20 protein-coding genes and 1 pseudogene are annotated in these 22,084 nt (G+C 66.0%); 11 read left to right on the forward strand and 10 right to left on the reverse strand.

Translation table 11 applies throughout. The features are described 5' to 3' along the window. Window positions 1-480: 480 nt before the first annotated feature. On the reverse strand, window positions 481-1,425 hold the full coding sequence (locus U1E69_RS00380; RefSeq protein ID WP_322242025.1) for an alpha/beta hydrolase: 945 nt from the start codon (window positions 1,423-1,425) through the stop codon (window positions 481-483). After that, a complete protein-coding gene (locus U1E69_RS00385) occupies window positions 1,422-1,709 on the reverse strand; it encodes an SCP2 sterol-binding domain-containing protein (protein WP_322242026.1) in 288 nt (95 codons plus the stop codon). The genes U1E69_RS00380 and U1E69_RS00385 overlap by 4 nt, the downstream gene beginning before the upstream one ends. Before the next feature lie 66 nt (window positions 1,710-1,775). Between U1E69_RS00385 and U1E69_RS00390 the strand changes: the two genes are divergently transcribed. The 5 genes from U1E69_RS00390 to U1E69_RS00410 all read left to right on the forward strand — a co-directional run bounded on the left by U1E69_RS00390 (window position 1,776) and on the right by U1E69_RS00410 (window position 6,781). Continuing rightward, a complete protein-coding gene (locus U1E69_RS00390; RefSeq protein ID WP_322242028.1) occupies window positions 1,776-2,339 on the forward strand; it encodes a tetratricopeptide repeat protein in 564 nt (187 codons plus the stop codon). Window positions 2,340-2,342: 3 nt separating this feature from the next. Next, window positions 2,343-5,267 carry a helicase-related protein gene (locus U1E69_RS00395; protein ID WP_322242030.1) on the forward strand — a complete coding sequence of 975 codons (2,925 nt, stop codon included), beginning with the start codon at window positions 2,343-2,345 and terminating at the stop codon, window positions 5,265-5,267. Beyond that, entirely contained in the window at window positions 5,268-5,591 is a 324-nt protein-coding gene (locus U1E69_RS00400; RefSeq protein WP_322242031.1) for an RNA-binding S4 domain-containing protein, read from the forward strand. A 52-nt stretch (window positions 5,592-5,643) separates the two neighbouring features. After that, complete coding sequence (fdxA, locus tag U1E69_RS00405; protein ID WP_305541560.1) at window positions 5,644-5,982, forward strand: ferredoxin FdxA; 339 nt, start codon at window positions 5,644-5,646, stop codon at window positions 5,980-5,982. A 286-nt stretch (window positions 5,983-6,268) separates the two neighbouring features. Then, complete coding sequence (locus tag U1E69_RS00410) at window positions 6,269-6,781, forward strand: CarD family transcriptional regulator (RefSeq protein WP_305541562.1); 513 nt, start codon at window positions 6,269-6,271, stop codon at window positions 6,779-6,781. A 49-nt stretch (window positions 6,782-6,830) separates the two neighbouring features. On the opposite strand, the gene U1E69_RS00415 is transcribed toward U1E69_RS00410, so the two are convergent. The 3 genes from U1E69_RS00415 to U1E69_RS00425 all read right to left on the reverse strand — a co-directional run bounded on the left by U1E69_RS00415 (window position 6,831) and on the right by U1E69_RS00425 (window position 8,470). Next, entirely contained in the window at window positions 6,831-7,211 is a 381-nt protein-coding gene (locus tag U1E69_RS00415) for an ankyrin repeat domain-containing protein (RefSeq protein WP_322242033.1), read from the reverse strand. Window positions 7,212-7,233: 22 nt separating this feature from the next. Further along, window positions 7,234-7,782, reverse strand: coding sequence for a hypothetical protein (locus U1E69_RS00420; RefSeq protein WP_322242035.1), 549 nt, complete (start codon window positions 7,780-7,782; stop codon window positions 7,234-7,236). Between the two features lie 91 nt (window positions 7,783-7,873). Next, complete coding sequence (locus tag U1E69_RS00425; RefSeq protein ID WP_322242036.1) at window positions 7,874-8,470, reverse strand: riboflavin synthase; 597 nt, start codon at window positions 8,468-8,470, stop codon at window positions 7,874-7,876. Between the two features lie 108 nt (window positions 8,471-8,578). On the opposite strand from U1E69_RS00425, the gene U1E69_RS00430 reads away from it, so the two are divergent. The 3 genes and pseudogenes from U1E69_RS00430 to U1E69_RS00440 all read left to right on the forward strand — a co-directional run bounded on the left by U1E69_RS00430 (window position 8,579) and on the right by U1E69_RS00440 (window position 13,129). Beyond that, window positions 8,579-9,868, forward strand: a complete 1,290-nt coding sequence (locus U1E69_RS00430) for a capsular biosynthesis protein (protein WP_322242037.1) — start codon at window positions 8,579-8,581, stop codon at window positions 9,866-9,868. A 98-nt stretch (window positions 9,869-9,966) separates the two neighbouring features. Then, window positions 9,967-11,097 (forward strand): annotated as a pseudogene (locus U1E69_RS00435) (polysaccharide biosynthesis/export family protein). 97 nt (window positions 11,098-11,194) lie between these two features. Further along, on the forward strand, window positions 11,195-13,129 hold the full coding sequence (locus tag U1E69_RS00440) for a capsular polysaccharide biosynthesis protein (protein WP_322242050.1): 1,935 nt from the start codon (window positions 11,195-11,197) through the stop codon (window positions 13,127-13,129). Between the two features lie 78 nt (window positions 13,130-13,207). Here the strand turns inward: U1E69_RS00440 and U1E69_RS00445 are convergent, their stop codons facing one another. The 4 genes from U1E69_RS00445 to ppk2 all read right to left on the reverse strand — a co-directional run bounded on the left by U1E69_RS00445 (window position 13,208) and on the right by ppk2 (window position 17,220). Then, complete coding sequence (locus tag U1E69_RS00445) at window positions 13,208-14,542, reverse strand: MATE family efflux transporter (RefSeq protein WP_322242040.1); 1,335 nt, start codon at window positions 14,540-14,542, stop codon at window positions 13,208-13,210. 73 nt (window positions 14,543-14,615) lie between these two features. After that, complete coding sequence (locus U1E69_RS00450) at window positions 14,616-15,605, reverse strand: hypothetical protein (protein ID WP_322242041.1); 990 nt, start codon at window positions 15,603-15,605, stop codon at window positions 14,616-14,618. Then, window positions 15,590-16,228: a DUF1007 family protein gene (locus U1E69_RS00455; protein ID WP_322242042.1), complete on the reverse strand. Its 639-nt coding sequence runs from the start codon at window positions 16,226-16,228 to the stop codon at window positions 15,590-15,592. Before U1E69_RS00455 ends, U1E69_RS00450 begins: the two co-directional genes overlap by 16 nt. A gap of 71 nt (window positions 16,229-16,299) precedes the next feature. After that, window positions 16,300-17,220 carry a polyphosphate kinase 2 gene (ppk2, locus tag U1E69_RS00460; protein WP_322242043.1) on the reverse strand — a complete coding sequence of 307 codons (921 nt, stop codon included), beginning with the start codon at window positions 17,218-17,220 and terminating at the stop codon, window positions 16,300-16,302. A gap of 151 nt (window positions 17,221-17,371) precedes the next feature. On the opposite strand from ppk2, the gene U1E69_RS00465 reads away from it, so the two are divergent. Both U1E69_RS00465 and U1E69_RS00470 read left to right on the forward strand, forming a co-directional pair. After that, a complete protein-coding gene (locus tag U1E69_RS00465; RefSeq protein WP_322242044.1) occupies window positions 17,372-18,040 on the forward strand; it encodes a glutathione S-transferase family protein in 669 nt (222 codons plus the stop codon). A 133-nt stretch (window positions 18,041-18,173) separates the two neighbouring features. After that, window positions 18,174-20,609 (forward strand): AMP-binding protein, encoded by a 2,436-nt coding sequence (locus U1E69_RS00470; RefSeq protein ID WP_322242045.1) that lies wholly within the window; start codon window positions 18,174-18,176, stop codon window positions 20,607-20,609. Window positions 20,610-20,695: 86 nt separating this feature from the next. Here U1E69_RS00470 and U1E69_RS00475 read toward each other — a convergent pair whose 3' ends face one another. After that, window positions 20,696-21,577, reverse strand: a complete 882-nt coding sequence (locus U1E69_RS00475; protein WP_322242047.1) for an NAD(P)-dependent oxidoreductase — start codon at window positions 21,575-21,577, stop codon at window positions 20,696-20,698. 123 nt (window positions 21,578-21,700) lie between these two features. Here U1E69_RS00475 and U1E69_RS00480 point away from each other — a divergent pair. Beyond that, window positions 21,701-22,084: ATP-binding protein (locus U1E69_RS00480; protein WP_322242049.1), on the forward strand; the 384-nt coding region annotated here is incomplete at its 3' end.

A 22,084-nucleotide genomic window follows, 5' to 3' on the forward strand; every position in this document is an offset into this window, starting at 1 on the left:
GGTTGGGCAACGGTTTGGCAGGCGTTGACGCAAAGATGGCGGGCCGCAGCGTTGGGCTGCGAAGGGGATCATCGGACGCGAGTGGGCCACACAGGGTGGTCCGCATCGCGTCTTGGTGCATCAGATCAAACGCGACCCGGCCGACATCAAAGGGTCACAACCGTGTCCGCACCCTGAGCGCCCTGGTTCCTGGTGAAGCGCAGGCGGATCGAGACGGCGGAATGGGGGCCGTAGAGGAGGGGCTCTGCTTCGGCGAGGTCTTCGCCGCTCTGGTTGATGTGGGGCAGGTCGGGCTGACCATCGTGACGGAGAGGGCGCGGGAGCTGGCGATGGCGGGGTGGAGCTGCGGCGTCGGATCGCGGTGTGCCCAGCAACGGGATGGAGAGAGGCCCGTTCTGCCAGCGCGGCCCCCTCCTCGGTCCCATCCTGACCTGCGGTCCCCGGGAGCCTGCGTAGGGTGGGCGATCCGCCCACCTTCCCTTAGCGGTTCGCCTCGAACAGCGCGGCGGCGCGGTCGAAGAAGCGGGCGCGGGTCGCAGGGCCTTCCATCATGATCTCGTGCTCGGCCCCGGGGTAAAGGTCCAGCTGGCCGGTCCCCCATCCAGCCATCCGCAGGTGGATCGGCGGCACGTCCACCACCTTTTCCGCCGTGCCAAGGCCGCAGATTACCGGTACCCTGGGGGCCGCCATGGCCGACAGCGCGGCACATTCCCGCAGCGCCGCCTGCAACCACCCGATCGAGGGGCCGCCCAGCGCCAGCTCGGGTGCCTCGACCACCTGGCGGCGCATGTAGTCCCACATCTCGCGGTCGGTGGTGAGCACGTTGCCCTCGAAGGGCTGGCTGGTCAGGTAGGCCTGCCCCCCTGTCGTCGGCGCATAGCGGTGGGCAAAGCCCAAGGGTCCGGCCAGCGCCCCCACGACCGAGGCGACCGGGCGCAACCAGGCGGCCATCGCAATGCCCCACATCGGGGCCGAGAAGACCGCTGCCCGGATCGAAAGACCGCGCATCAGGCTGCGAAGCCCGATGCAGCCGCCCATCGAATGCGCAACCAGGTAGTAGGGCTGCGGCAACCCAGCGCGTCCGGCTTCGGCCAGCATCGCATCGACATCCTGCTGGTATTCAGAGAAATCCCCAACATGGCCGGTCATCCGGTCCGGCAACGCCCGGTCCGCCGCACCCTGCCCCCGCCAGTCGATGGTTATGACAGAAAAGCCGCGCGCCACCAGGTCGCCCGCGGCCCGCCCGTATTTCTCGACACATTCCGTGCGCCCGGGAAAGAGAAGCACTGTCCCCTTGTCCCCGGCCTTCCACCAGGCCACGCGAATCCGCGCCGCACCGGCCTGCAGCCAGACGCAAACCGCGCCCGGCGGCCCGTCGGCCAGGTCGGCGCGGAACGGAGCCTCGTGGACCGGGCTGTCCTTCACCCCAGCACCGAGCCCAGCTTCATCGCCAGACCCATGTTGCCGTCCACCGACAGCTTGCCGGTCATGAAGGCCATCGTCGGGTTCATCTCGCCGTCCAGGATCGCGCGGAAGACGTCAGCCTCGGCGGTCAGGGTGACGTCGGAGTCTTCGTCCCCGGCGCGCACCCCGGCGGGGTCCAGCATGATCGCCCCTTCGCCCGGGATGACGAACTTGGCAATGCCGTCAAACCCGCCCGACAGTTTCGCACTCAGCGCCTTCACGGCGGCATCGATCATTTCGCTCATCACAAGTCTCCGGTTCGTGACCCTGGCACCACTGGCAATCTGGCGCGGATCGGTTACTTTCAAGTTATGGGTGTCCAGGCCGCCATTCTCAATCGTCTCGTTGCGGCACTTTTGCCGTTTTTCCTGACTTGTGCGGTCGCCTTCGCGGAAGACACCGCCAAGCTGGATGGACTTTTCGACCGGCTGAAGACCGCCGAGGCGGCCGAGGCGGGCCGGATCGAGACGGAAATCTGGATCGAATGGTCCAAATCCGGCTCTCCCGCGATGGACCTGCTGCTTCAACGCGGCAAGGACGCGATGAATCTGGGCGATGCAGGCCAGGCCATCGAGCATTTCACCGCCGTCATCGACCACTCCCCCGATTTCGCCGAAGCCTGGAACGCGCGGGCCACCGCCTATTACATGGCGGGCGAGTTCGGGCCTTCGGTCGCGGACATCGCCAAGGTCCTGACCCTGAACCCGCGGCATTTCGGGGCATTGTCGGGGCTGGCGATGATTCTGGAAGAAACCGGCAAGCCCGAACGTGCGTTAGAGGTTTACAAGGCCGCCCTCGCCATCCATCCCCATCTGCAGGGCGCGACCGAAGCGGTCGAGCGCCTTGAGGTCGAGGCCGAGGGCCAGGAGCTTTAAGTCATGGACGCCCCGCGGCGGGTGACGGCGGTCCTTGGGCCGACGAACACTGGCAAGACCCATCACGCGATCGAGCGGATGCTGTCGCACCGCACCGGTGTCATCGGCCTGCCGCTGCGCCTGCTGGCGCGTGAGGTTTATGACCGCATCGTCGCCAAGGTCGGCCCGTCCGTCGTGGCGCTGGTCACGGGCGAGGAACGCATCGTTCCCGAACGCACGCAGTACTGGGTCTGCACCACCGAAGCGATGCCGCTGGAAATCGGCGCGGATTTCGTGGCGGTGGACGAGATCCAGCTTTGCGCCGGCGCCGACCGGGGGCACGTCTTCACCGACCGCCTGCTGCGGGCAAGGGGGCTGAACGAGACACTGTTTCTCGGCTCCGACACCATGCGCGGGGCCATTGCGGGGTTGGTGCCGCATGTGACGTTCCTCAAGCGCGACCGGATGTCGACGCTGACCTATGCCGGGTCGAAGAAGATCAGCCGGATGCCGGAACGGTCGGCCATCGTCGGCTTCTCGGTGGAAAACGTCTATGCCATCGCGGAACTGATCCGCCGCCAGAAAGGCGGCTGCGCCGTGGTCATGGGGGCGCTTAGCCCCCGCACCCGCAATGCTCAGGTCGCGCTCTATCAGAATGGCGATGTGGATTACCTGGTGGCCACCGACGCCATCGGCATGGGCTTGAACCTCGATATCAGCCATGTCGCGTTTTCCTCGACGGTGAAGTTCGACGGCCGCCGGATGCGCGCCTTGTATCCGCAGGAACTGGCCCAGATCGCCGGTCGCGCCGGGCGCCACACCGAGGACGGCACCTTTGGCGTCACTGGCGAGGCGCGCCCCTTCGACGAGGACGTGGTCGAGGCGATCGAAACCCACCGCTTCGCTCCGGTGAAGAAACTGCACTGGCGCAACGAATCGATGGATTTCGGATCTGCCGACCGCCTGATCCGCAGTCTTGAGGCCCCCACGCACAACGACTGGCTGACCCGCGCGCGGGACGCCGACGACGTGCTGGCGCTGAAGGCGCTCTCGGCGCTGCCGGAAGTGCAGGACAAGCTGACCGAACCCAAACGCGTGCAGCTTCTGTGGGATGTCTGCCGGATTCCCGACTTCCGCTCCTCCTCCGGCCCGGAACACACCACGCTTCTGACCCGGATTTTCGAGTTTCTTGTGGGCCGGGGACTTGGCGGGGGCCGTATCCCAAGCGACTGGCTGTCCACCGCGATCAAGCGGATCGACAAGACCGAAGGCGACATCGACACTTTATCGCGCAGGCTCGCTTATATCCGCACCTGGACCTACGTCACACAGCGGAAAAACTGGGTCGAAGACGAAACCCATTGGCGCGAGGAAACGCGCGCTGTAGAAGACCGCCTGTCGGATGCGCTGCATGCGGCGCTGACGCAACGATTTGTCGACCGGCGGACATCCGTTCTCCTCCGCCGGTTGAAGCAGAAGGAGGCTCTGGTGGCCGAAGTGAATGACAAGGGCGAAGTGACGGTCGAAGGCGAATTCGCCGGGAAACTGGAGGGCTTCCGCTTCAAGCAGGATGCCAGTGCCACGCCCGATGCGGCCCGCACGCTGGCCCAGGCCGCGATCCAGGCCTTGAAGCCCGAATTCCACCTGCGCGCCGACCGCTTCTACAACGCGCCGGACACGGAACTGGACTTCACCGAACAGGGCGGCCTGATGTGGGGCACCAACGCGGTGGGCAAGCTGGTGAAGGGCGCTGAGCCCGCGAAACCGGCTGTCGAGGCCTTCGTCGACGAAGAAGCCGGGCCGGACGTGGTGGAAAAGGTCCGCCGCCGCCTGCAGCACTTCATCGACCGCAAGGTCGCCGCGCAGTTTGAACCCCTCCTCGCGATGGGACGCGACGAGGCTTTGACCGGCCTTGCCCGCGGCTTCGCGTTCCGGCTGTCCGAGGCGATGGGCGTCCTGCCGCGCGACGCCGTGGCGAACGAAGTGAAAGAGCTTGATCAGGAAGCCCGTGGTGCCTTGCGCAAGCACGGCGTCCGTTTCGGTCAGTTCACCATCTTCCTGCCCGCCCTGCTGAAACCCGCGCCCACCCGTCTGCGGCTGGTGCTGTGGTCCCTGTGGAACGGGCTGCAGGAATTCCCCGAATCGCCGCCCCCGGGCCTGGTGACGATCCCCAACGTCCAGGAAGTGCCGAAGCAGCACTACACGCTGGCCGGTTATCACCCCGCCGGAACCCGCGCGATCCGCATCGACATGCTGGAACGCCTGGCCGACATCCTGCGCCAGAAGGATTCTCGCGCCGGGTTCGAGGCGACCCCCGACATGCTGTCGATCACCGGGATGACCCTGGACCAGTTCGCCGACCTGATGGCGGGCCTGGGCTACAAGCCTGAGAAGGCCGAACGCGCCAAGGTGAAAGCCACCGAGGCGGCAAAGGTCCCTGAAATCTCGGCCGAGGCCGCCGCTGCCATTGCGGCAGGCGTCCCGATCCCCGAGGAAGTCTCGATCCTGGCCCCGCCGCCGGAACCCGAAGCCGAACCTGCGGCTCCCGAGATGGAGGGTTTCTACACCTTCACCTGGGCGCCAAAGCCCCGCCAGCGCCCCGAGCGTGGTGGCGAACGCACCCCGCGCCCCGAGCGCAAGGAAGGCGATGCCCCCCGCGCACCCCGTGGCGAGCGTCCACAAGGCGAGCGTCCGCAAGGCGAGCGTCCGAAAGGCGAGCGTCCCCAGGGGGATCGGCCCAAGCGCGAAGGCCAGGGTGAGCGTCCGCAAGGCGACCGCCCGCGCGGCGACCGCCCCAAAGGCGACCGTCCGAAGGGCGACTACAAGGGCGGCAAACCGCAGCGCGACGACCGCCAGAAGTCGTATGAGGCCCGCCCCCCGCGCGCGGAAAAGCCCATCGACCCGGACAACCCGTTTGCGGCCCTTCTTGCCCTCAAGGGCAAGGTCTGATTGGCGGGGCCTTCGGGCAAACCTGATCCAGCCGCCGCCCAACGGTTGCGGCTGGACAAATGGCTCTGGCAGGCCCGCTTCTTCAAGTCGCGCAGCATCGCCGCCGAGCTGATCGCCGAGGGTCATGTCCGCGTCAACGGCACCCGCATCAGCCGCCCGGGCCGCGACATTGCCCAAGGCGACACCCTGACTTTCCCGCAGGGCAACCGCATCCGCGTGATCCGCGTCCTTGCACTGGGGATCAGACGCGGCCCGGCGACCGAAGCCCAGGCACTTTACCTTGACCTCGATCCGGAAACATCTGCCCCCGACCCGCTTGAATGATCCGCCCGCCTGCTCTAGCTAGACGCAAACGCATCCGCCCAAGGCCACCCCCATGACCTATGTCGTCATCGACAACTGCATCGCCTGCAAATACACCGACTGCGTCGAGGTCTGCCCGGTCGACTGCTTCTACGAAGGCGAGAACATGCTCGTCATCCACCCGGATGAGTGCATCGACTGCGGCGTCTGCGAACCCGAATGCCCCGCCGACGCAATTCGTCCCGATACGGAACCGGACATGGAGGAATGGGTTTCCTTCAACCGGAAATATGCCGTCCAGTGGCCGGTGATCGTGACCAAGAAGGACCCGCTGCCCGACTACGAAGAGCGGGACGGCGAAACCGGCAAGTTGCAGAAGTACTTCTCGGAGGCCCCCGGCGCCGGCGGCTGAAGACCTATGCGATTCGGGCATATCTGCGGCACCGAATCAGTGACAACGCGTAAAGTGACAAAATTTCAATACGTTACGTTTGAACTGCCCGGTTTCGCGGCAGTTGGAATCGGCGCGTTTTTGTGTTATTGTTCGTTTACAAAGCAAGCATGGAAGCCTGAACCGGCTTAGCGCATATCGCCTGGGCCCAAATCTTTTGTGACAATCCAGCTCCACTCGCCTGAACGAAGGTTCAGGGCGCGCGGGGTCTTTGTCGCGGAAGGGGCCTCCTTTTGGGGAAAGCTGAATGACCAAGTCGAAGAAGCCTGAATTCCGTCCGAACGATTTCGTGGTCTACCCGGCGCATGGCGTCGGCAAGATCATCTCGATCGAGGAGCAGCAGATTGCCGGGATTCAGCTGGAGCTTTTCGTCATCTCGTTCGAAAAGGACAAGATGACCCTGCGCGTCCCCACCCACAAGGCGGTGGAAATCGGCATGCGTGCCCTGTCGGCCCCCGACGTGATCACCAAGGCGCTGGACACCCTGAAGGGCAAGGCCAAGGTCAAGCGCGCCATGTGGTCGCGCCGCGCCCAGGAGTATGAGCAGAAGATCAACTCAGGCGACCTGCTGTCCATCGCCGAGGTCGTCCGCGACCTGCACCGCACCGACGACCAGCGCGAACAGTCCTACTCCGAGCGTCAGCTTTACGAGGCCGCCCTGGAACGCCTGACCCGCGAAGTCGCGGCCGTGTCCGGTGTCGATGAGGCTGGCGCGGCCAAGCAGGTCGACAGCGTGCTCGTCGGTCGCGTGGCGGCCTGATCATACTGCGCGAAGATTTGAAACGGCGGCCCCCCAAGGGCCGCCGTATTCATTTGGACCGGAACAGGTTGCGCAGTTCGGGCGCACGTTCGGCTGCCATCCTCCGGGGCGACTGGCCGAACTCCGAGATCGCATCAGGGTCGGCCCCCGCCTTCAAAAGCGCATCCACCACTTGCCGGTTCTGCAGCCGCACCGCGATGTGCAACGGAGTTTCCGACATGTCGCCAGCTGCATTCACCTTCGCCCCCGCTTCGATCAGCGCAAGCGCCGCGTCACTATCATTGCGCCGCAGCACAACATGAAGCGCCGTATCACCGTCGCAATCGACCGAGTGAAGATGCACAGGTGCCCGGCCCATCTCGTCCGGGAAAAGGCTGTCCGAGCAGGACGCAAGGATCTCTTCCAATGGCTTGCGACCAGCAGACTTCATCTTCCGTCGGACATTGCCCGCCTCACCCGAAGTACCGCTCCGCCGGCAGATATCCAGCCAGTCGCCCCGCCGCGCACCAGTCACGCTCCAGCCCCAGATCGCCCACCAGGATCACCTGATCCGAAGGCAGCTTACCCAGCGCCGCTCGCACCCTCTCCCGCATCTCGCCGAACCCCGCCAGCGCGTAAGGCGCAGGATAGGCCGCATCGAGCACCGGATTGGCCACCTCCACCATCCCCGGGGTCAGCGGAGCAACGGCAAATGCCAGCCGCCCGCACTGGACAACTGCCAGCTTGCCCGCCCGATCCTCCGGCATCGCAGGCCGCAGCACCGACACTCGCAACGCATTCGACGAAAACAGAAACGCCACCACATCATGCCCCGTGGCCGCCCGCACCCCGGCATAGGTCCTGTAGTCCAGCCCCAGCGCCTCTGCCCGCTTGACCCGCAACCGCACCACTTCGATGGGCAACACCGGCAGCAACCGCTCCCGTGCCGCCGACCAGCAGTGCCTGCGCCAGCTGACCCCACCCGCCAGCGACGGCCCGCCGTTATGCCCGATCTCGCTCACCCGAAACTCCGCAGCATTTGATTAAAGTTTTCGTTCACATTGGCGCAAATATCCCACGGGGGTGCGGGGGTGTGAAACCCCCGCTCGGCCCTCAGTCATACTCCCGCAGCCGCGCCACGTAGCGGGCCATCGTGTCGACCTCCAGGTTCACGCGGTCCCCCACGGCCACTTCGCCCCAGGTCGTCACCGTCTGGGTGTGCGGGATGAAATTCACCCCGAACTCTGCCCCCGCAACCTCGTTCACCGTAAGCGAGGTCCCGTTCAACGCCACCGACCCTTTCGGCGCGATGAACTTGGCCAAAGCGTCAGGCGCGCGGAAGGTCACGCGGACCGACCCACCTTCGGGCCGCACGCCCACCACCTCGGCCAGGCCGTCCACGTGGCCCGAGACAATGTGACCGCCCAGTTCGTCCCCGACCTTCAAGGCGCGCTCCAGGTTCACCCGCTTGCCCGGGCCCCAACCCGCAAGATTGGTCTTCGACACCGTTTCGGCCGAGATCTCGACGTCGAACCAGCCCTCCGGTTCGGAGCCCAGCGCCACGACGGTCAGGCAGACCCCGTCGCAGGCGATCGAGGCCCCGATGTCGATGCCGCCCACGTCATAGCGCGTGGCAATCCGCGCCCGCAGGTCTCCGGTGACCTTCGTCTCGACGATCCGACCGATATCGGTGACAATTCCGGTGAACATGCGTGCCTCCTGCTGTTCTCTTCGAGGTAAAGCCCCCCCGCCGCGCTTGCAAGCCTGCGAGCCTTCGGGCCATATCGATTCATTCCTTCCCAACCGTTCCAAGGCACAGTGTCCCAGGTGACCCGCCCCGTCCGCCGCTTCCTGTTCCTGCAAGGCCCGCATGGACCCTGGTTCCATCGGCTGGCCGGGCTGTTGCGCATCACGGGGGCACAGGTCTGGCGCGTGGGCTTCAATCTTGGCGACCGGCTGTTCTGGCCGGGGCCGGGCTACATCGCGTTCAAGGACAGCCACGACCGTTGGCCGGACCACTGCGCGACGCTTTTCGATCAGCACCAGATCACCGACCTGGTGGTCTATGGCGACACCCGGCCGATCCACGCCCGGGCGATCCGGCTGGCCCAGGCCCGGGGCATCACCGTCCATGTGTTCGAGGAAGGCTACCTTCGCCCCTACTGGGTCACCTATGAACGGGACGGGTCGAACGGCCACTCCCGGCTGATGCACCTTGCCATCCCCCAGATGCGCGCCGCGATGGAGCGGGTCGATCCCGACCTGCCCGACGTGCCCGCAACCTGGGGCGACATGCGCGAACACATGTTCTGGGGCGCGCTTTATCACGGCTTCGTCGCCCTGGGTGGCCGCGCCTACCGCAATTTCCGGCCGCACCGGGCTCTGACCGTCTGGCAAGAGTTCCAGCTTTACCTCTGGCGCTTCCTGCTGATGCCGGTCCACCGGTGGGAGCGTCGGCTCGCCACCTTCCGCATCCGGCGCGGCGGCTTTCCCTATCATCTGGCGATCCTGCAGTTGGAACATGACGCCAGTTTCCGCGACCATTCGCCCTTTGCCAGCATGACCGACTTTCTGGCACTGGTGATCGACGGCTTCGCCAAAGGCGCGCCACAGCATCATCACCTGGTCTTCAAGGCCCACCCGCTTGAGGATGGACGTGTCCCGATCCTGCCCACGATCCGCCGTCTGGCCGCGGAACGGGGCCTGGCCGACCGCGTGCATTTCGTCCGCGGCGGCAAGCTGGCGCAGCTTCTGAACGACGCGCGCTCGGCGGTGACGGTGAATTCCACCGCCGGGCAGCAGGCGCTGTGGCGCGGTCTCCCGCTGCGCACGTTCGGCGACGCCGTCTATGCCAAGCCCGAGTTCGTCTCGTCGCAGCCGCTCGACGAATTCTTTGCCGCCCCCCAGCGCCCCGATACCCGCGCCTACCGCGATTACCGGCAGTTTCTGCTGGAGACATCGCAATTGGTCGGCGGCTTTTATTCGGGGCGGGGGCGCAGGCGGCTTCTGCGTCAGGTGGTGGACCTGATGCTGGCGCCCCAGGACCCATATCAGGCCCTCACGGCGGGCAAAGCGGCACCGCGGCAACAGTTGCGCCTCGTCCGTTGATTTGCGCATGGCGCACTGGTCAACCCTAAGGCGTTTCGCTAGAGTTCCCAACAATATCCTGACGCAGAACGCCGGGGCTAAGGGCGGTGACCTTCCGTATGTCGTACACAGTCAAAGCGGTCGTACTGTTGACGGCCCTGTCGCTTGTTGCCTCCTGTGGCTTGCCGCGGTCTGGTCCGACCAAGCGCCAGGTCCTTTCTGGTTCGGTCGAGGCGAAGGGCGACGCCTATATCGTTCCGGTCACTCCGGCGGTCTCGGCTGCAACGGCTGTCCAGCCCAGCTTTGGCTTCAGCGAAAGCTTCCGCAATGCGGGTCTGGTCGGCGCGGACACCATCTCGATCGGCGACACGATCAGCGTGACGGTCTACGAAAACGTCAAGGACGAGCCGCTTCTGGGCAATACCGGACAGCGTGTGTCCGGTCTGTCTGAATTGCAGGTCGACGGCCAGGGCTACATCTACATCCCCTATGCCGGCCGCATCCGCGCTGCGGGCCAGACGCCCGAAGGCCTGCGCCAGGCCATCACGCGGCAGCTGGAAGACCAGACCCCCGATCCGCAGATCAGCGTCTCGCGCAATGCGGGCGGCGGGTCCACCGTGTCGATCTCGGGGCAAGCTGCGTCGAACGGGGTCTATCCGATTGAATCCTCGACCCGCACCTTGGCCACGATGCTGGCCAAGTCGGGCGGTGTGACCGTCGATCCGGCCGTCGCCATCGTGCGGGTGACCCGGGGGGCCCATACCGGCAGGATCTGGCTGAAAGACCTCTATGAGAACCCCTCGCTGGATATCGCGCTGCGGCCCGGCGACAAGATCATGATCGAGGAAGACAGCCGCAAATTCATCGCGCTGGGGGCCACGGGCACGCAAAGCACGGTGCCGTTCGAATCCGCCACCCTTTCCGCGCTGGAGGCGATTGCCACCGTGGGCGGCCTGTCGACGATGGCGGCGGACCCCAAGGGCGTCTTCATCCTGCGCGACGAAAGCGAAGGCATCGCCCGTGCGGTGCTGGGACGGTCCGACCTGATCGGCGACCAGCGCATCGTTTACGTCCTCGACCTGACTGAACCCACGGGCCTGTTCGAGGCGCGGGATTTCCAGATCCGCGACGGCGACACGCTGTACGTGACCGAAGCGCCTTACGTGTAGTGGCAAAAGACCCTGGGCGCGATCACCGGCTCGACTGCCGTGGCCTCGAACCTGGCCAACACCGCCAATTCCGGGAACTGAGCCCGCCGTGCCCCAGGGGTTCGGCGCGCTGACCGGGGTGCCGCGGCGGCTTTACCACCAGAACCTGTCCTTCCTGCGCAACCACCGCCTGCACCGGATGCTGCAGCTTGCCGGGCATGAGCTGCACGCAGGCGCTCCGGGGCGCGAGGACGGCGTCCTGGTCTGGGGGGCCAGCCCGACCGCGTGGCGCGGTGAGCGGATTGCAGCCCGGCGCAAGGTGCCGCTGGTCCGGGTCGAGGACGCCTTCCTGCGCTCGGTCCACCCGGGGCGGGCGCAGGGGGAAAAGCCGATCGGCCTGATCTTCGACCCTGTCGGTCTGCACTTCATCGGTGACCGGCCATCGCGGATCGAAGAGATCCTGCTGGATGCTAGCTTGTACAATTCGAATATTCTGGACGAGGCTCACTGGCTAACCAATTGTTTACTGGAAGCAGGCTTGTCCAAGTACAACAATTACGACCCCAACCTGCCCGCTCCTGCCCCCGGCTATGTTCTGGTGATCGACCAGACCGTCGGCGATGCCTCGATCCACTTCTCGGGGGCGACGATGGCGACGTTTCGCCAGATGCTGGCCGCCGCAAAGCGCAACCATCCCGAACGGCGGATCGTCATCCGCACCCATCCGGAAAGCCGGGCGGGGCTGCGGCCCGGCCACTATGGCTCGGGCGATGCGGGGGGGCGGGTCAGCCTGCTGACGGCTCCGGTGTCGCCGCATCTGCTGCTGGCGGGCGCGGCCGAGGTCTACACCGTCTCGTCGCAGATGGGGTTCGAGGCAATCCTGCACGGCCACCGCCCCCATGTCTTCGGCCGCCCCTTCTATGCCGGCTGGGGCCTTAGTCAGGACGAACACCCCCTGCCCCGGCGCAGGCGGACGCTGACCAAAGAAGAACTCTTTGCCGGGGCCATGCTGCACGCCCCGATCTGGTACGACCCCTGCCGTGACCAGCTCTGCGGGCTGGACCAGGTGATCCACCAGTTGCAGGCCGAGGTCCGCGCCTGGCGTGACGATGGCCGGGGCCATGTGGCCGCCGGGATGCGGCTGTGGAAGCGCGGACGCCTGCAAGAGGTGTTCGGCGGCCCGAAACCCCTGCTGTTCCGCGACGCCCCCAAAGCTGCCGACCGTCTGGCCCGCCGGACCGGCCGCAGCCTCTTGATCTGGGCCGGGAAGGAACCCGAGGGGTTCGCCCCCACAGCCCCCTGCCTGCGGGTCGAGGACGGCTTCCTGCGCTCACGCGGGCTAGGGGCCGAACTGGTGCCGCCGCTGTCGCTGGTGACCGACGACCTTGGCATCTACTACGACCCCACCCGCCCCTCGCGGTTGGAGACGCTGATTGCAGCGCCCCTGACCGACGCCCAGCGCCACAGGGCCAAGGCGCTGATCCACCGGCTGCGGGCCGAGGGGCTGACCAAGTACAACCTGCCCGGCGCGGTCCCCGCCCTGCCCCCCGGTCGCCGCATCCTGGTGCCGGGCCAGGTCGAGGACGACGCCTCGATCCGCAAGGGCGCGGGTGAGGTGCGGACGAACCTTGGCCTTCTGCAGGCCGTGCGGGCGGCACATCCCGACGCCGTGATCCTGTACAAGCCGCATCCCGACGTCGAAGCGGGCCTGCGTCCCGGCGCAGTGGAGGCCGCGGGCCTGGCCGATACGGTGCTGCCCGCCTCAGACACCGCCGCCCTTCTGGATCAGGTGCAGGAGGTCTGGACCATGACCTCGCTTCTGGGGTTCGAGGCGCTGGTCCGGGGCGTGCCGGTCACCACCCTTGGCGCGCCGTTCTATGCCGGCTGGGGTCTGACCCGCGACCTGGGTCCCGTCCCCGACCGCCGGACCGCCCGGCCCGACCTCGCGCAGCTGGTTCATGCCGCCCTGATCGCCTATCCGCGCTACTGGGACCCGGTCAGTCGCCGCCCCTGCCCGGTCGAGATCGCGCTGGACCGGCTGGCAGCAGGTGGCATCCCGCATCCCGGCACCCTGAACCGGCTTCTGGCCAAGCTGCAGGGCCGATTTGCCAGCCACGCCCATCTCTGGCGCTAGGCTCCTCGTGCGACTTCGTCTTCTCGTCGCGACGGCGACCCGCCCGCGAGGAGTGACGAAGTCATCGACGAGCCTTCCCTAGCGCACCAGCCGCCAGAAGCGCCACATCAGGCTGCCCGCCGCGCAGAAAAGGCCGATCACCAGTCCAAACCACAGCCCGACGCCGCCATAGCCCAGCTGGAAGGCCAGGACATAGCTGCACGGGATGCCGATCATCCAATAGCTGACCGCCGCAAGGATCAGGGGAACCTTTGTATCCTGCACGCCCCGCAACAGACCCAGCGCCATGACCTGCATCCCGTCTGCCAGCTGGAACAGCGCCGCCACCCCCAGAAGCACCGTGCCATAGGCAAGGATCGCCGCACTTTCCGGCTTGGACAAGTCCAGAAACAGCGCCACGATGGGCCGGGGGGTCAACAGAAGCAGCACGACCGAAGCAATCGCCACCCCGAACGAGATCACCACCGCAACCTTCGCCGCCTGCCGCAGCGCCGCCCGGTCGCCCTGCCCGTCGAACCGCGCGAGCCGGATCGTGGCGGCACTGGACAGGCCGACGTGCAGCATGAAGGTCAGCGCCGCCACCTCCAGCGCGATGCCGTGGGCCGCCAACTGCACCGTCCCGATCGAGCCCATCATCAGCGCCGAGGCCTGGAACATCCCGCCTTCGGCCAGCCCGGTCAGCCCGATGGGCAGGCCCAGCCGGAACACTTGGCCCATCGCATGCCAGTCCGGCCGCCAGAAGCGCTGGAAAAGGTGGAACCGGCGCAGTTCCGGCAAAAGGTGCGCATAAGTCGCCAGGATCACCAGCGACAGGACCTGCACCACCACGGTTGCCACGGCGGCTCCCCGCACCCCCATCTCGGGAAAGCCCGCGTTGCCGAAGATCAGCGCCCAGTTGACGCCGATGTTCACCACGACCGCGGCCAAGGTCACCCACAGGACCACCTGCGTCCGGTGCAGCGCCGAAAGGTAGCTTTGCAGGACCGTGACGATCAGCGCGGGCACCATCCCAAGCCCCGCGACCCGCATGTAATCCTGCGCCAGAGACGCAACCTCCGGCTCTTGCGCCAGGGCCAAGAGGATCGGCTTTGACCACCAGAAGACCGGATAGACTGCAAGGCCATAAAGGATCGACAGCCATATCCCCATCCGCGTGTCGCGGCGGACCCGGGTCTCGTCATCGCGGCCAAGTGCTGCGGCGACCAGCGGCATCACAGCCTTGGCAAAGCCCGAGCCGACGACGAAGATGATGAAGAACGAGGACGCCCCCAGCACCACCGCCGCCAGGGGCACGACGCCATACCAGCCGACCATGACCGTGTCGGTCACATGCAGCGCCATCTGCGCCAGATGCGAGCCGATGAGTGGCAGGCCCAGCACGAGGGTCTCCCTCGCGTGGGTCGAATTGGACATTTGTATAGTCATGCCCTTGGCTTATCGCCCAGAGTGGCAGCGCACAAGCCACCCTCTCCGCCGCGCCGCAGCGTCAAAGGCTCTGGATCAGCAAGCCACCCGCCGCAAGGGCGATCACCGCGCCCACCGCAAGCTGCACCACCGGCATCGCCCGCGCGACTCCGTCCGAGCCAAGTCCAAGGAACGCGCCCTCGCGCGCCCAGACCGCCATCAGCGCCGCAGTCACGGTGATCAGGGCAGTCCCAAGGCCCATGACGAAAGCCCCGGCCACCCCCGCCGCCGCGATGCCCAGTTGCCAGGTCAGGACCAGCACGAACAGCGCCCCCGAACAGGGCCGCAGCGCGATTCCCGCGACCAGCGCCAGCCCGTCGCGCCAACCGCTGATCCGCTCGACCTCCTCGACGGTCGGACCATGCGCGTGGGTGCAGTGCGGGCCGTGCGCATGGTCGTGATGTTGGTGATCGTGGTGATCGTCATGCCCGTGCGCGTGCCCGTGGTCATGCCCGTGGTCATGCCCGTGCGCGTGGCCGTGGTCATGCCCGTGCCCGTGGTCAGCCCCGATGACACGGGCCTGCCGTCGCAGTCCCGCGACCCCGCGCCAGACCAGCCACAGCCCCAGGCCTGCAATCATCGCATGGCCGATGGGCGTCACCCAGTTTTCGGCGGCACCCTCGACAGCCGTGCGGGTCAGACCCAGGACCGCCACCGCCGCATAGACCAGCCCCACGGCCACCGCCGCCTGAGCGAGACTGGATGCCAGCGCCAGCCCCGCCAACCGCCCCACCGGCACCCGACGGGCCACGCCATAGCCGCCGATCACCAGCTTGCCATGCCCCGGCCCCGCCGCGTGCAGCACACCGTAGCCAAAGCAGATCGCCCAGAACGTCGCCAAGGCCCCCGGCTCGCCGCCCCGCAAGGCACGGATCGCGCCCGCCAGCCGGTCCTGCGCTGCGCGCTGCGCCGCCTGCAACGCCTCGGCCACTGGCCCCAGCGCGCCTGTCAGCCAGAGGAGCAGGCCCAGCACCACCAGCACCAGCCCGGCATAGGTCAGGGTGCGGCGCATGTCAGGCGGACCTCCTCGGCGAAATTGGCGCCCACGGCCGGAAACTCGGCCTCAAGATCGACGTCCGGGGTATACTCGGCCAGCGCGTCCTGCAGCGCCTGTGCAGCCGCGTCCAGATCGGGGACGAAGACCTGCGCCGTGCACCCCGCACCACCCGTCACCACCGGATCGAAGGGGATCGCATAGGCGACGTAATAGCCCGGGTCATAGGCCTGCACGACCAGCGGCACCTCACCCACGGGGACCGGGGCGGCAAAGTCCCGCACATGGGTCGAGGTGATCTTGCCCTCGGCGTAACCCGCCGTCCAGTCGCGCGGCCCCGACAGCGCCAGCGGCTTGTCCGCCATCAGCGCATAGGTATCGCCTTCGAAGCCCTCGATCCAGTCCATGTCAAAGCCGGAAAGCCGGGTCACTTCCTCGGGCGTCAGCTTGCCGTCCCAATCGGGGTCCAGCCCCATGTCGCCGACGATATACAGCGAGTAAAGGTCATCATAGGTCCAGGTGATCCGCAGCCCCGTCGCCTCGTTCCGGTCGTTCAGGAGGACCTCGATCTTCGTGTCGATGAAGACATGCGGATGGGCCAGCGCCGGGCCAGCCGCAAGACAGGAAAGAAGGAACGCCATCCGCCACATGGCGCGCAACGTAGTGGCCCGAAGGCCCAACGCCAAGGGCCGCAAGTCGCCCCCGGCGCCGATCAGCCGCGCTGCATCGCCGGATGGGTGGCCGCGTCATAAATTTCGGGGCCCATCCCAAGGACCTGCTGCGCACGGCCGACGATCAGCGGGTCGGGCGTACCTACCGCTGCATGGTCCTTGTTCGGGTAGTCGATGGTCGACAGGAAATGCCGCATGCAGTTAAGCCGTGCGCGCTTCTTGTCGTTCGACTTGACGATCACCCAGGGCGCGTCGGCGGTGTCGGTGTAAAAGAACATCGCCTCCTTCGCCTCGGTATAATCGTCCCAGCGGTCCAGCGACGCCTTGTCGATGGGCGACAGCTTCCACATCTTCAGGGGGTCCGTCTCCCGCGCCAGAAACCGCGCGCGCTGCTCTTCGCGCGTGACGCTGAACCAGTACTTGTAAAGCCGGATCCCCGACCGAACGAGCATCCGCTCCAGTTCCGGCGCCTGACGCATGAACTCCAGGTATTCGGTGGGGCTGCAGAAGCCCATCACCCGCTCCACCCCTGCCCGGTTGTACCAACTGCGGTCGTAGAACACCATTTCCCCCGCCGTCGGCAGGTGTGCCAGGTAGCGCTGGAAGAACCACTGGCCCTTTTCCACGTCCGACGGCTTGGTCAGCGCGCAGACCCGGGCATATCGGGGGTTCAGATGCTCCATGAACCGCTTGATCGTGCCGCCCTTGCCGGCCGCATCGCGCCCCTCCATCAGGATCACGAACTTCTGCCCGGTCTCCTGCGCCCAGATCTGGACCTTCAGAAGCTCGGCCTGCAGCTTGGCCTTCTCGGCCTCATAGGCCACCCGGCCCATCAGGCGGGCATAGGGGTAACGGCCCGACTCGAACGCCTGATGCAAAGGGCTTGCCGCCGGAAACGACTTCGGCCCACCCCCCTCGACCGCAACCGCCTCGGTCACTGCGATGGCCTGGGTATCTTCCATGCGGGGCACCTCCCTTGCAAATGTCCCATCTTCTCAAGCACAAACTTGGGCTTTTGGCCTTGATCCGGATCAAGATCGCAGGGCGTGGCTTGCCCCTTTTGCTTCCGCCCGGCCCGGCATAGTCTGCCCCGGTGCAACTGGAGCTTTCCCGATGGCTACCCTTTACGGCGTCTTCCGCAGCCGCGCCTCGCGCCCGATCTGGCTGCTGTACGAACTGGACGAGACGTTCGAGCATGTCCCCGTCATCCAGGCCTACCGCCTGAAGGATGCAAAATCCGCCGACGCCCCCTTCAACACCGCCTCGCCCGCGTTTCTGAAGGTGAACCCCATCGGCCAGATCCCGGCTTATGTCGAGGGGGACCTGGTGCTGACCGAATCCCTCGCCATCACCAACCACATCGCCCGCACCCGTGGCGGCCCCCTTGCGCCCCGGACCCCGGCCGAGGCGGCGCATCTGGACCAGTGGACCCTTCTCGCCGTCACTTCCATCGAAGGCCCGGCGCTGGAGATCCAGACCATCACCGGCCAGGGCGGCGACAAGACCGCCGAGGGGCAGGCCGCCATCCTGCTCTGCGCCGCCAAACTGCGCCGCCCGCTGGCCCGGCTGGAGGCGCACCTTGGCGCGCTCAGCCACCTTCTGGGCGACCGCTTCACCGTGGCCGACCTGAACCTGGCCGAATGCCTGCGCTACGCCCAGGGCCACCCGACGCTTCTGGGGGAATTCCCGGCGGTGAAAGCCTGGCTGGAACGCTGCCAGTCGCGCGACGCGTTCCAGCGGATGTGGTCCGCCCGGATGGCCGAGCCGGCAAACCCGACCTGACACGCGACGCGAAGGTCCCAACAGATCGTCCATGTCCGGAATGAATTCCACATTATGACAATCTTTGGTCACGAACCGGGCTTACCGGTTGGCATCGGGCGCTATTTGCGTCCAGTTCAGGAAGGCCATTCCGATGGGCATTGACGGGCTTCAGGCCACCGCGATCATCCGCAAGAATTCCCTGGCGTTTGTCGAACAGATGTTCGCACTTTACGCACAGCATCGACCGCTTGTCCTCGTGACCGACGCACAGCAGGCGGGCCAGCTTCCCGGGTTGCAGATCGACCGTTGCCTCGACCCGGCCGAGACGTCGGGCTGGTTCACCGCACAGCATCCGGTCATCCTGGACGACACGCCCGCGCAGGTCAGCTACACCTCGGGCACCGAAGGCGTGCCGAAGGGCATCCTTCTGACCTACCGCAATCTTGGCTACACCACCGAGCGCATCATCGAGGTGATGCGGATGACCTCGGACATCCGTGAATATGTCGGCGTGCCAGCGACCTTCAGCTTCGGCATGGCCCGCTACCGCGCGGTCAGCGCCGTGGGCGGCAAGGCCTATCTGCCGCCGCGTGGCTTTGACCCGCTGGAGCTGGCCCGCATGCTTGCGGCAGGCGAGGTCAACGCGCTGTCCGCCGTCCCGACCCTTCTGCGCCTGCTTTTGGCCGACCCCGGCCTGATCGGCGCGGCGGGCAAGACCCTGCGCTGGATGGAGATCGGCTCGCAGCACATGACCGCGGACGAAAAGCGCGGCATCCGCAAGATGTTCCCCAACGCCCTGATCGTGCAGCACTATGGCCTGACCGAAGCCTCGCGCAGCACCTTCCTGCAAATCTCTGACGTGCCCGACCATCTGCTGGAATCGGTCGGCCAACCCGTCGGCGAAGGCGAGGTTGCGCTGGCGCCCGACGGCCGCATCCGCATCCGCGGCCCCCATGTCGCCAGGTCGCGCATCGACGCAGACGGGTTGCACCCCCTGACCGATGCCGACGGCTGGCTGCAGACGAATGACCTTGGTCATCTGCGGGACGGCTACCTCTTCTTCGATGGCCGCGCCGATGACCTGATCAACTGCGGCGGCCAGAAGGTCGTGCCCGACCAGCTGGAGGAAAAGATCCGCGCCCGCCTGAAGGATACGGCGCAGATTGCCGTTGCCAAGGTTCCCGATGCCCAGCGCGGCGAAGGCATTCTGGTCGCGATTGTCGGTCAGGCGATCCCGACCGACAAGCTGAAGGCCGCCGCGACGGCAGCCCTGCAGGACATGGGCATTGCCGCCGGCAGCGCGCTGCATGTCATGACCGTCGACGCCCTGCCGGTCACTGGCACCGGCAAGGTCCAGCGCCGCAAGCTGGCCGAGATCTTCGGTGACCGGAAAGCGACGGCACCCGCCCCCGCCACCGTCGGCCCGGACGAAATCACCGACGTCATCTCGCTCTTCCAGTTCGAGTTTCCGGGCCAACAGGTCCGGCCCGAGGATTCGTTCGAATCTCTGGGTGGCGATTCCCTTCACTACATCCAGTTTTCCCTGTCCTTCGAGCGGCACTTGGGTGCGCTGCCCGACGAATGGGAGAAACTGAGCACAACCGATTTGCAGCGTCATGTGCAGCAAAGCGACAAGTCCACCTGGCGCAAGCTGGAGACTGTGACTCTGACACGGGCCTTCTTCATGATCTGCATCATCGGGCTGCATGCCGATGCCTTCGTCTACAGCCAGAACTGGGGGGCGGCCTATTTCCTGCTGATCCTCGCGGGGTATTCCGTGGCCCGCTTCCAGCTGCCAGAAATCATCCGGTCCGGCAGCGTGAAAACCCTTTTCGGAACGATCTTCGCCGTTGCGATCCCTACAGTCCTCCTCGATGCCGTGCTGGAACTGGGGATCGGGGAATTTGAATGGCCGTCCCTGATTCTGGTGTCGAACTACCAGCCTGCGGGAAGCATCGTCGGCTACACCTTCTACTTCGCCGAAATCTACATCCAGTTGATGCTGATCTGCATGCTACTGTTCTCGGTGCCGAAGATCCGCGCGGCCTTCCACAACCATCCGCTGGCATGTGCATTCGCGCTTTTTGTCTTCGCTGTCGGCATCGACATCATCGTCGAAGCGAACTGGGACGGCGACTACAACTATCATCGCACGCCCTGGCATTACGGCTGGTGCTTTGCGCTTGGCATGGTCATCGCAGCCGCCAAGGACATGCCGGCGCGGATCTTTGCTTCCGTTTTGTGTGCGGTCTGGATCACGTACTACTTCCAGCCGTCGTCAGCCGCATACTATGTCGTCGGGGGCTGCACTCTGATCATCTTCGTGCGATCCCTCATCGTTCCCGCCAAGCTGAAAACCGTGGTGGCCGAGATCGCGGGGGCGTCGATGTTCATCTATCTGACGCACTACCCAATGATTTCGGTGGTGAACAAGGTGTTCGGCCACACGGTGCCCTGGCTGACGTTCTTCGCGTCAATCGCAGCCGGTATCATTTCCGCCCGTGTCTACATCTGGCTGGAGCGCAAGCTTCTGCAGTTCCTGCGCCGTCGGGCTCAGGACCAGTCTGGCGCTGTGGTCCACAATTAAGGTGCAGACCGCTGCACCCGACGGTGCAGCGGTCCGGCGTCGAAGGCGATCCCTTGCCTATGGGCGGCAGTGGCAAGACGCCCGGATCACGACACCTCTTTGCGCCAGGGATGCTGCTCCTTGAAGCCCAGCATGTCCTTGATCTTTCGGTTGGACAAAAGGCTTTCCCGCTCGCCCACCGGCCGCGACAGGGGCACATTGGGGAAATACTTTGCCAGCAGTTCCGAGTTCGGCTGCGGCACCGAGTTCTCGTCATTGACCGCGTTGAACACCTGGAACCCCAACCCGTCGGTCTTCAGGCACAGATCCACGATCTGCCCCAGGTCCCGCGCGTCGATGTAGCTGAAGGTGATCCGCCGCCGCAGCCCCGGGTCCGCCGCTGCCGCCGGGAACACCGTCGCATATTCATGCGGCTCGATCACGTTCCCGATCCGCAGCGCATAGACATCCGCTCCGAACCGCCGCTGGAAACTGCGCGCCGTGACCTCGTTCACCTTCTTCGACATGCCGTAGCTGTCCATCGGGTCGATGTCGTAGTCTTCCTCCAGCGGCAGCACCTTCGGGTCCACCACGCCATCGCTGAAACACACCCCGTAGGTCGTCTCCGAGGACGCCACGATCACCTTCCGCACCCCCATCTTCAGCGCCGCCTCGATGACATTGTAGGTCCCGACCGTGTTCACACGGTACGTCTCGGTATCCGGCACCATCCCGTATCTCGGCACCGCCGCGAAATGCACCACCGCGTCGAAGAGCTTGGCCGGACCCTCATCCATCTCGTCCGCCGCATGGGTGCGCATCGCGCTGTACACCTGCCCCGCATCGCAGATGTCGCCCAGCAGGTCCGCCACCCCCGGCAGCCCCAGCGGCACCCGGTCAAAGTTCAGCACCTTGTGCCCCTGCGCCACCAGATAGGGCACCACATGCTTGCCCGCCTTGCCCGACCCGCCTGTGAACAACACCCGCATCGCCATCTCCTCCATTGCTTGACGCCTAACCTAGGCCGCCCCCGCCCGTCCTTCCACCCCCCACATCTTGCGCCCCAAGCCCCATCGGTGGTCTAATGCCTGCGTTCCTCAGAAGGTGACCCCATGTCCAACGACCTCCTCTCCGGCGCTTCGACCTATGACGCCTCCTCGATCGAGGTCCTCGAAGGCCTGGAGCCGGTCCGCAAGCGCCCCGGCATGTACATCGGCGGCACCGACGAGCGCGCGCTGCACCACATGGTCGCAGAAATCCTCGACAACGCGATGGACGAGGCCGTCGCGGGCCACGCCAACCGGATCGAGCTTGAGCTTCACGCCGACAACTCCGTCACCGTCCGCGACAACGGGCGCGGCATCCCCGTCGACCCCCACCCCAAGTTCCCCGGCAAATCCGCGCTGGAGGTGATCCTCTGCACCCTCCACGCCGGGGGCAAGTTCAACGCGAACTCCTACTCCACCTCCGGCGGCCTCAACGGCGTCGGCTCCTCG

This window comes from Tabrizicola sp. (assembly GCF_034366665.1).
Lineage (GTDB): Bacteria > Pseudomonadota > Alphaproteobacteria > Rhodobacterales > Rhodobacteraceae > Tabrizicola.

Bases quoted from the DNA above. Each gene is read 5' to 3' on its own strand.
- U1E69_RS00385 (WP_322242026.1), bottom strand. From the start codon at position 1,709: ATGAGCGAAATGATCGATGCCGCCGTGAAGGCGCTGAGTGCGAAACTG.
- U1E69_RS00390 (WP_322242028.1), top strand. From the start codon at position 1,776: ATGGGTGTCCAGGCCGCCATTCTCAATCGTCTCGTTGCGGCACTTTTG.
- U1E69_RS00395 (WP_322242030.1), top strand. From the start codon at position 2,343: ATGGACGCCCCGCGGCGGGTGACGGCGGTCCTTGGGCCGACGAACACT.
- fdxA (WP_305541560.1), top strand. From the start codon at position 5,644: ATGACCTATGTCGTCATCGACAACTGCATCGCCTGCAAATACACCGAC.
- U1E69_RS00410 (WP_305541562.1), top strand. From the start codon at position 6,269: ATGACCAAGTCGAAGAAGCCTGAATTCCGTCCGAACGATTTCGTGGTC.
- U1E69_RS00415 (WP_322242033.1), bottom strand. From the start codon at position 7,211: ATGAAGTCTGCTGGTCGCAAGCCATTGGAAGAGATCCTTGCGTCCTGC.
- U1E69_RS00425 (WP_322242036.1), bottom strand. From the start codon at position 8,470: ATGTTCACCGGAATTGTCACCGATATCGGTCGGATCGTCGAGACGAAG.
- U1E69_RS00440 (WP_322242050.1), top strand. From the start codon at position 11,195: ATGCTGCAGCTTGCCGGGCATGAGCTGCACGCAGGCGCTCCGGGGCGC.
- U1E69_RS00445 (WP_322242040.1), bottom strand. From the start codon at position 14,542: ATGTCCAATTCGACCCACGCGAGGGAGACCCTCGTGCTGGGCCTGCCA.
- U1E69_RS00450 (WP_322242041.1), bottom strand. From the start codon at position 15,605: ATGCGCCGCACCCTGACCTATGCCGGGCTGGTGCTGGTGGTGCTGGGC.
- U1E69_RS00455 (WP_322242042.1), bottom strand. From the start codon at position 16,228: ATGGCGTTCCTTCTTTCCTGTCTTGCGGCTGGCCCGGCGCTGGCCCAT.
- ppk2 (WP_322242043.1), bottom strand. From the start codon at position 17,220: ATGGAAGATACCCAGGCCATCGCAGTGACCGAGGCGGTTGCGGTCGAG.
- U1E69_RS00465 (WP_322242044.1), top strand. From the start codon at position 17,372: ATGGCTACCCTTTACGGCGTCTTCCGCAGCCGCGCCTCGCGCCCGATC.
- U1E69_RS00470 (WP_322242045.1), top strand. From the start codon at position 18,174: ATGGGCATTGACGGGCTTCAGGCCACCGCGATCATCCGCAAGAATTCC.
- U1E69_RS00475 (WP_322242047.1), bottom strand. From the start codon at position 21,577: ATGCGGGTGTTGTTCACAGGCGGGTCGGGCAAGGCGGGCAAGCATGTG.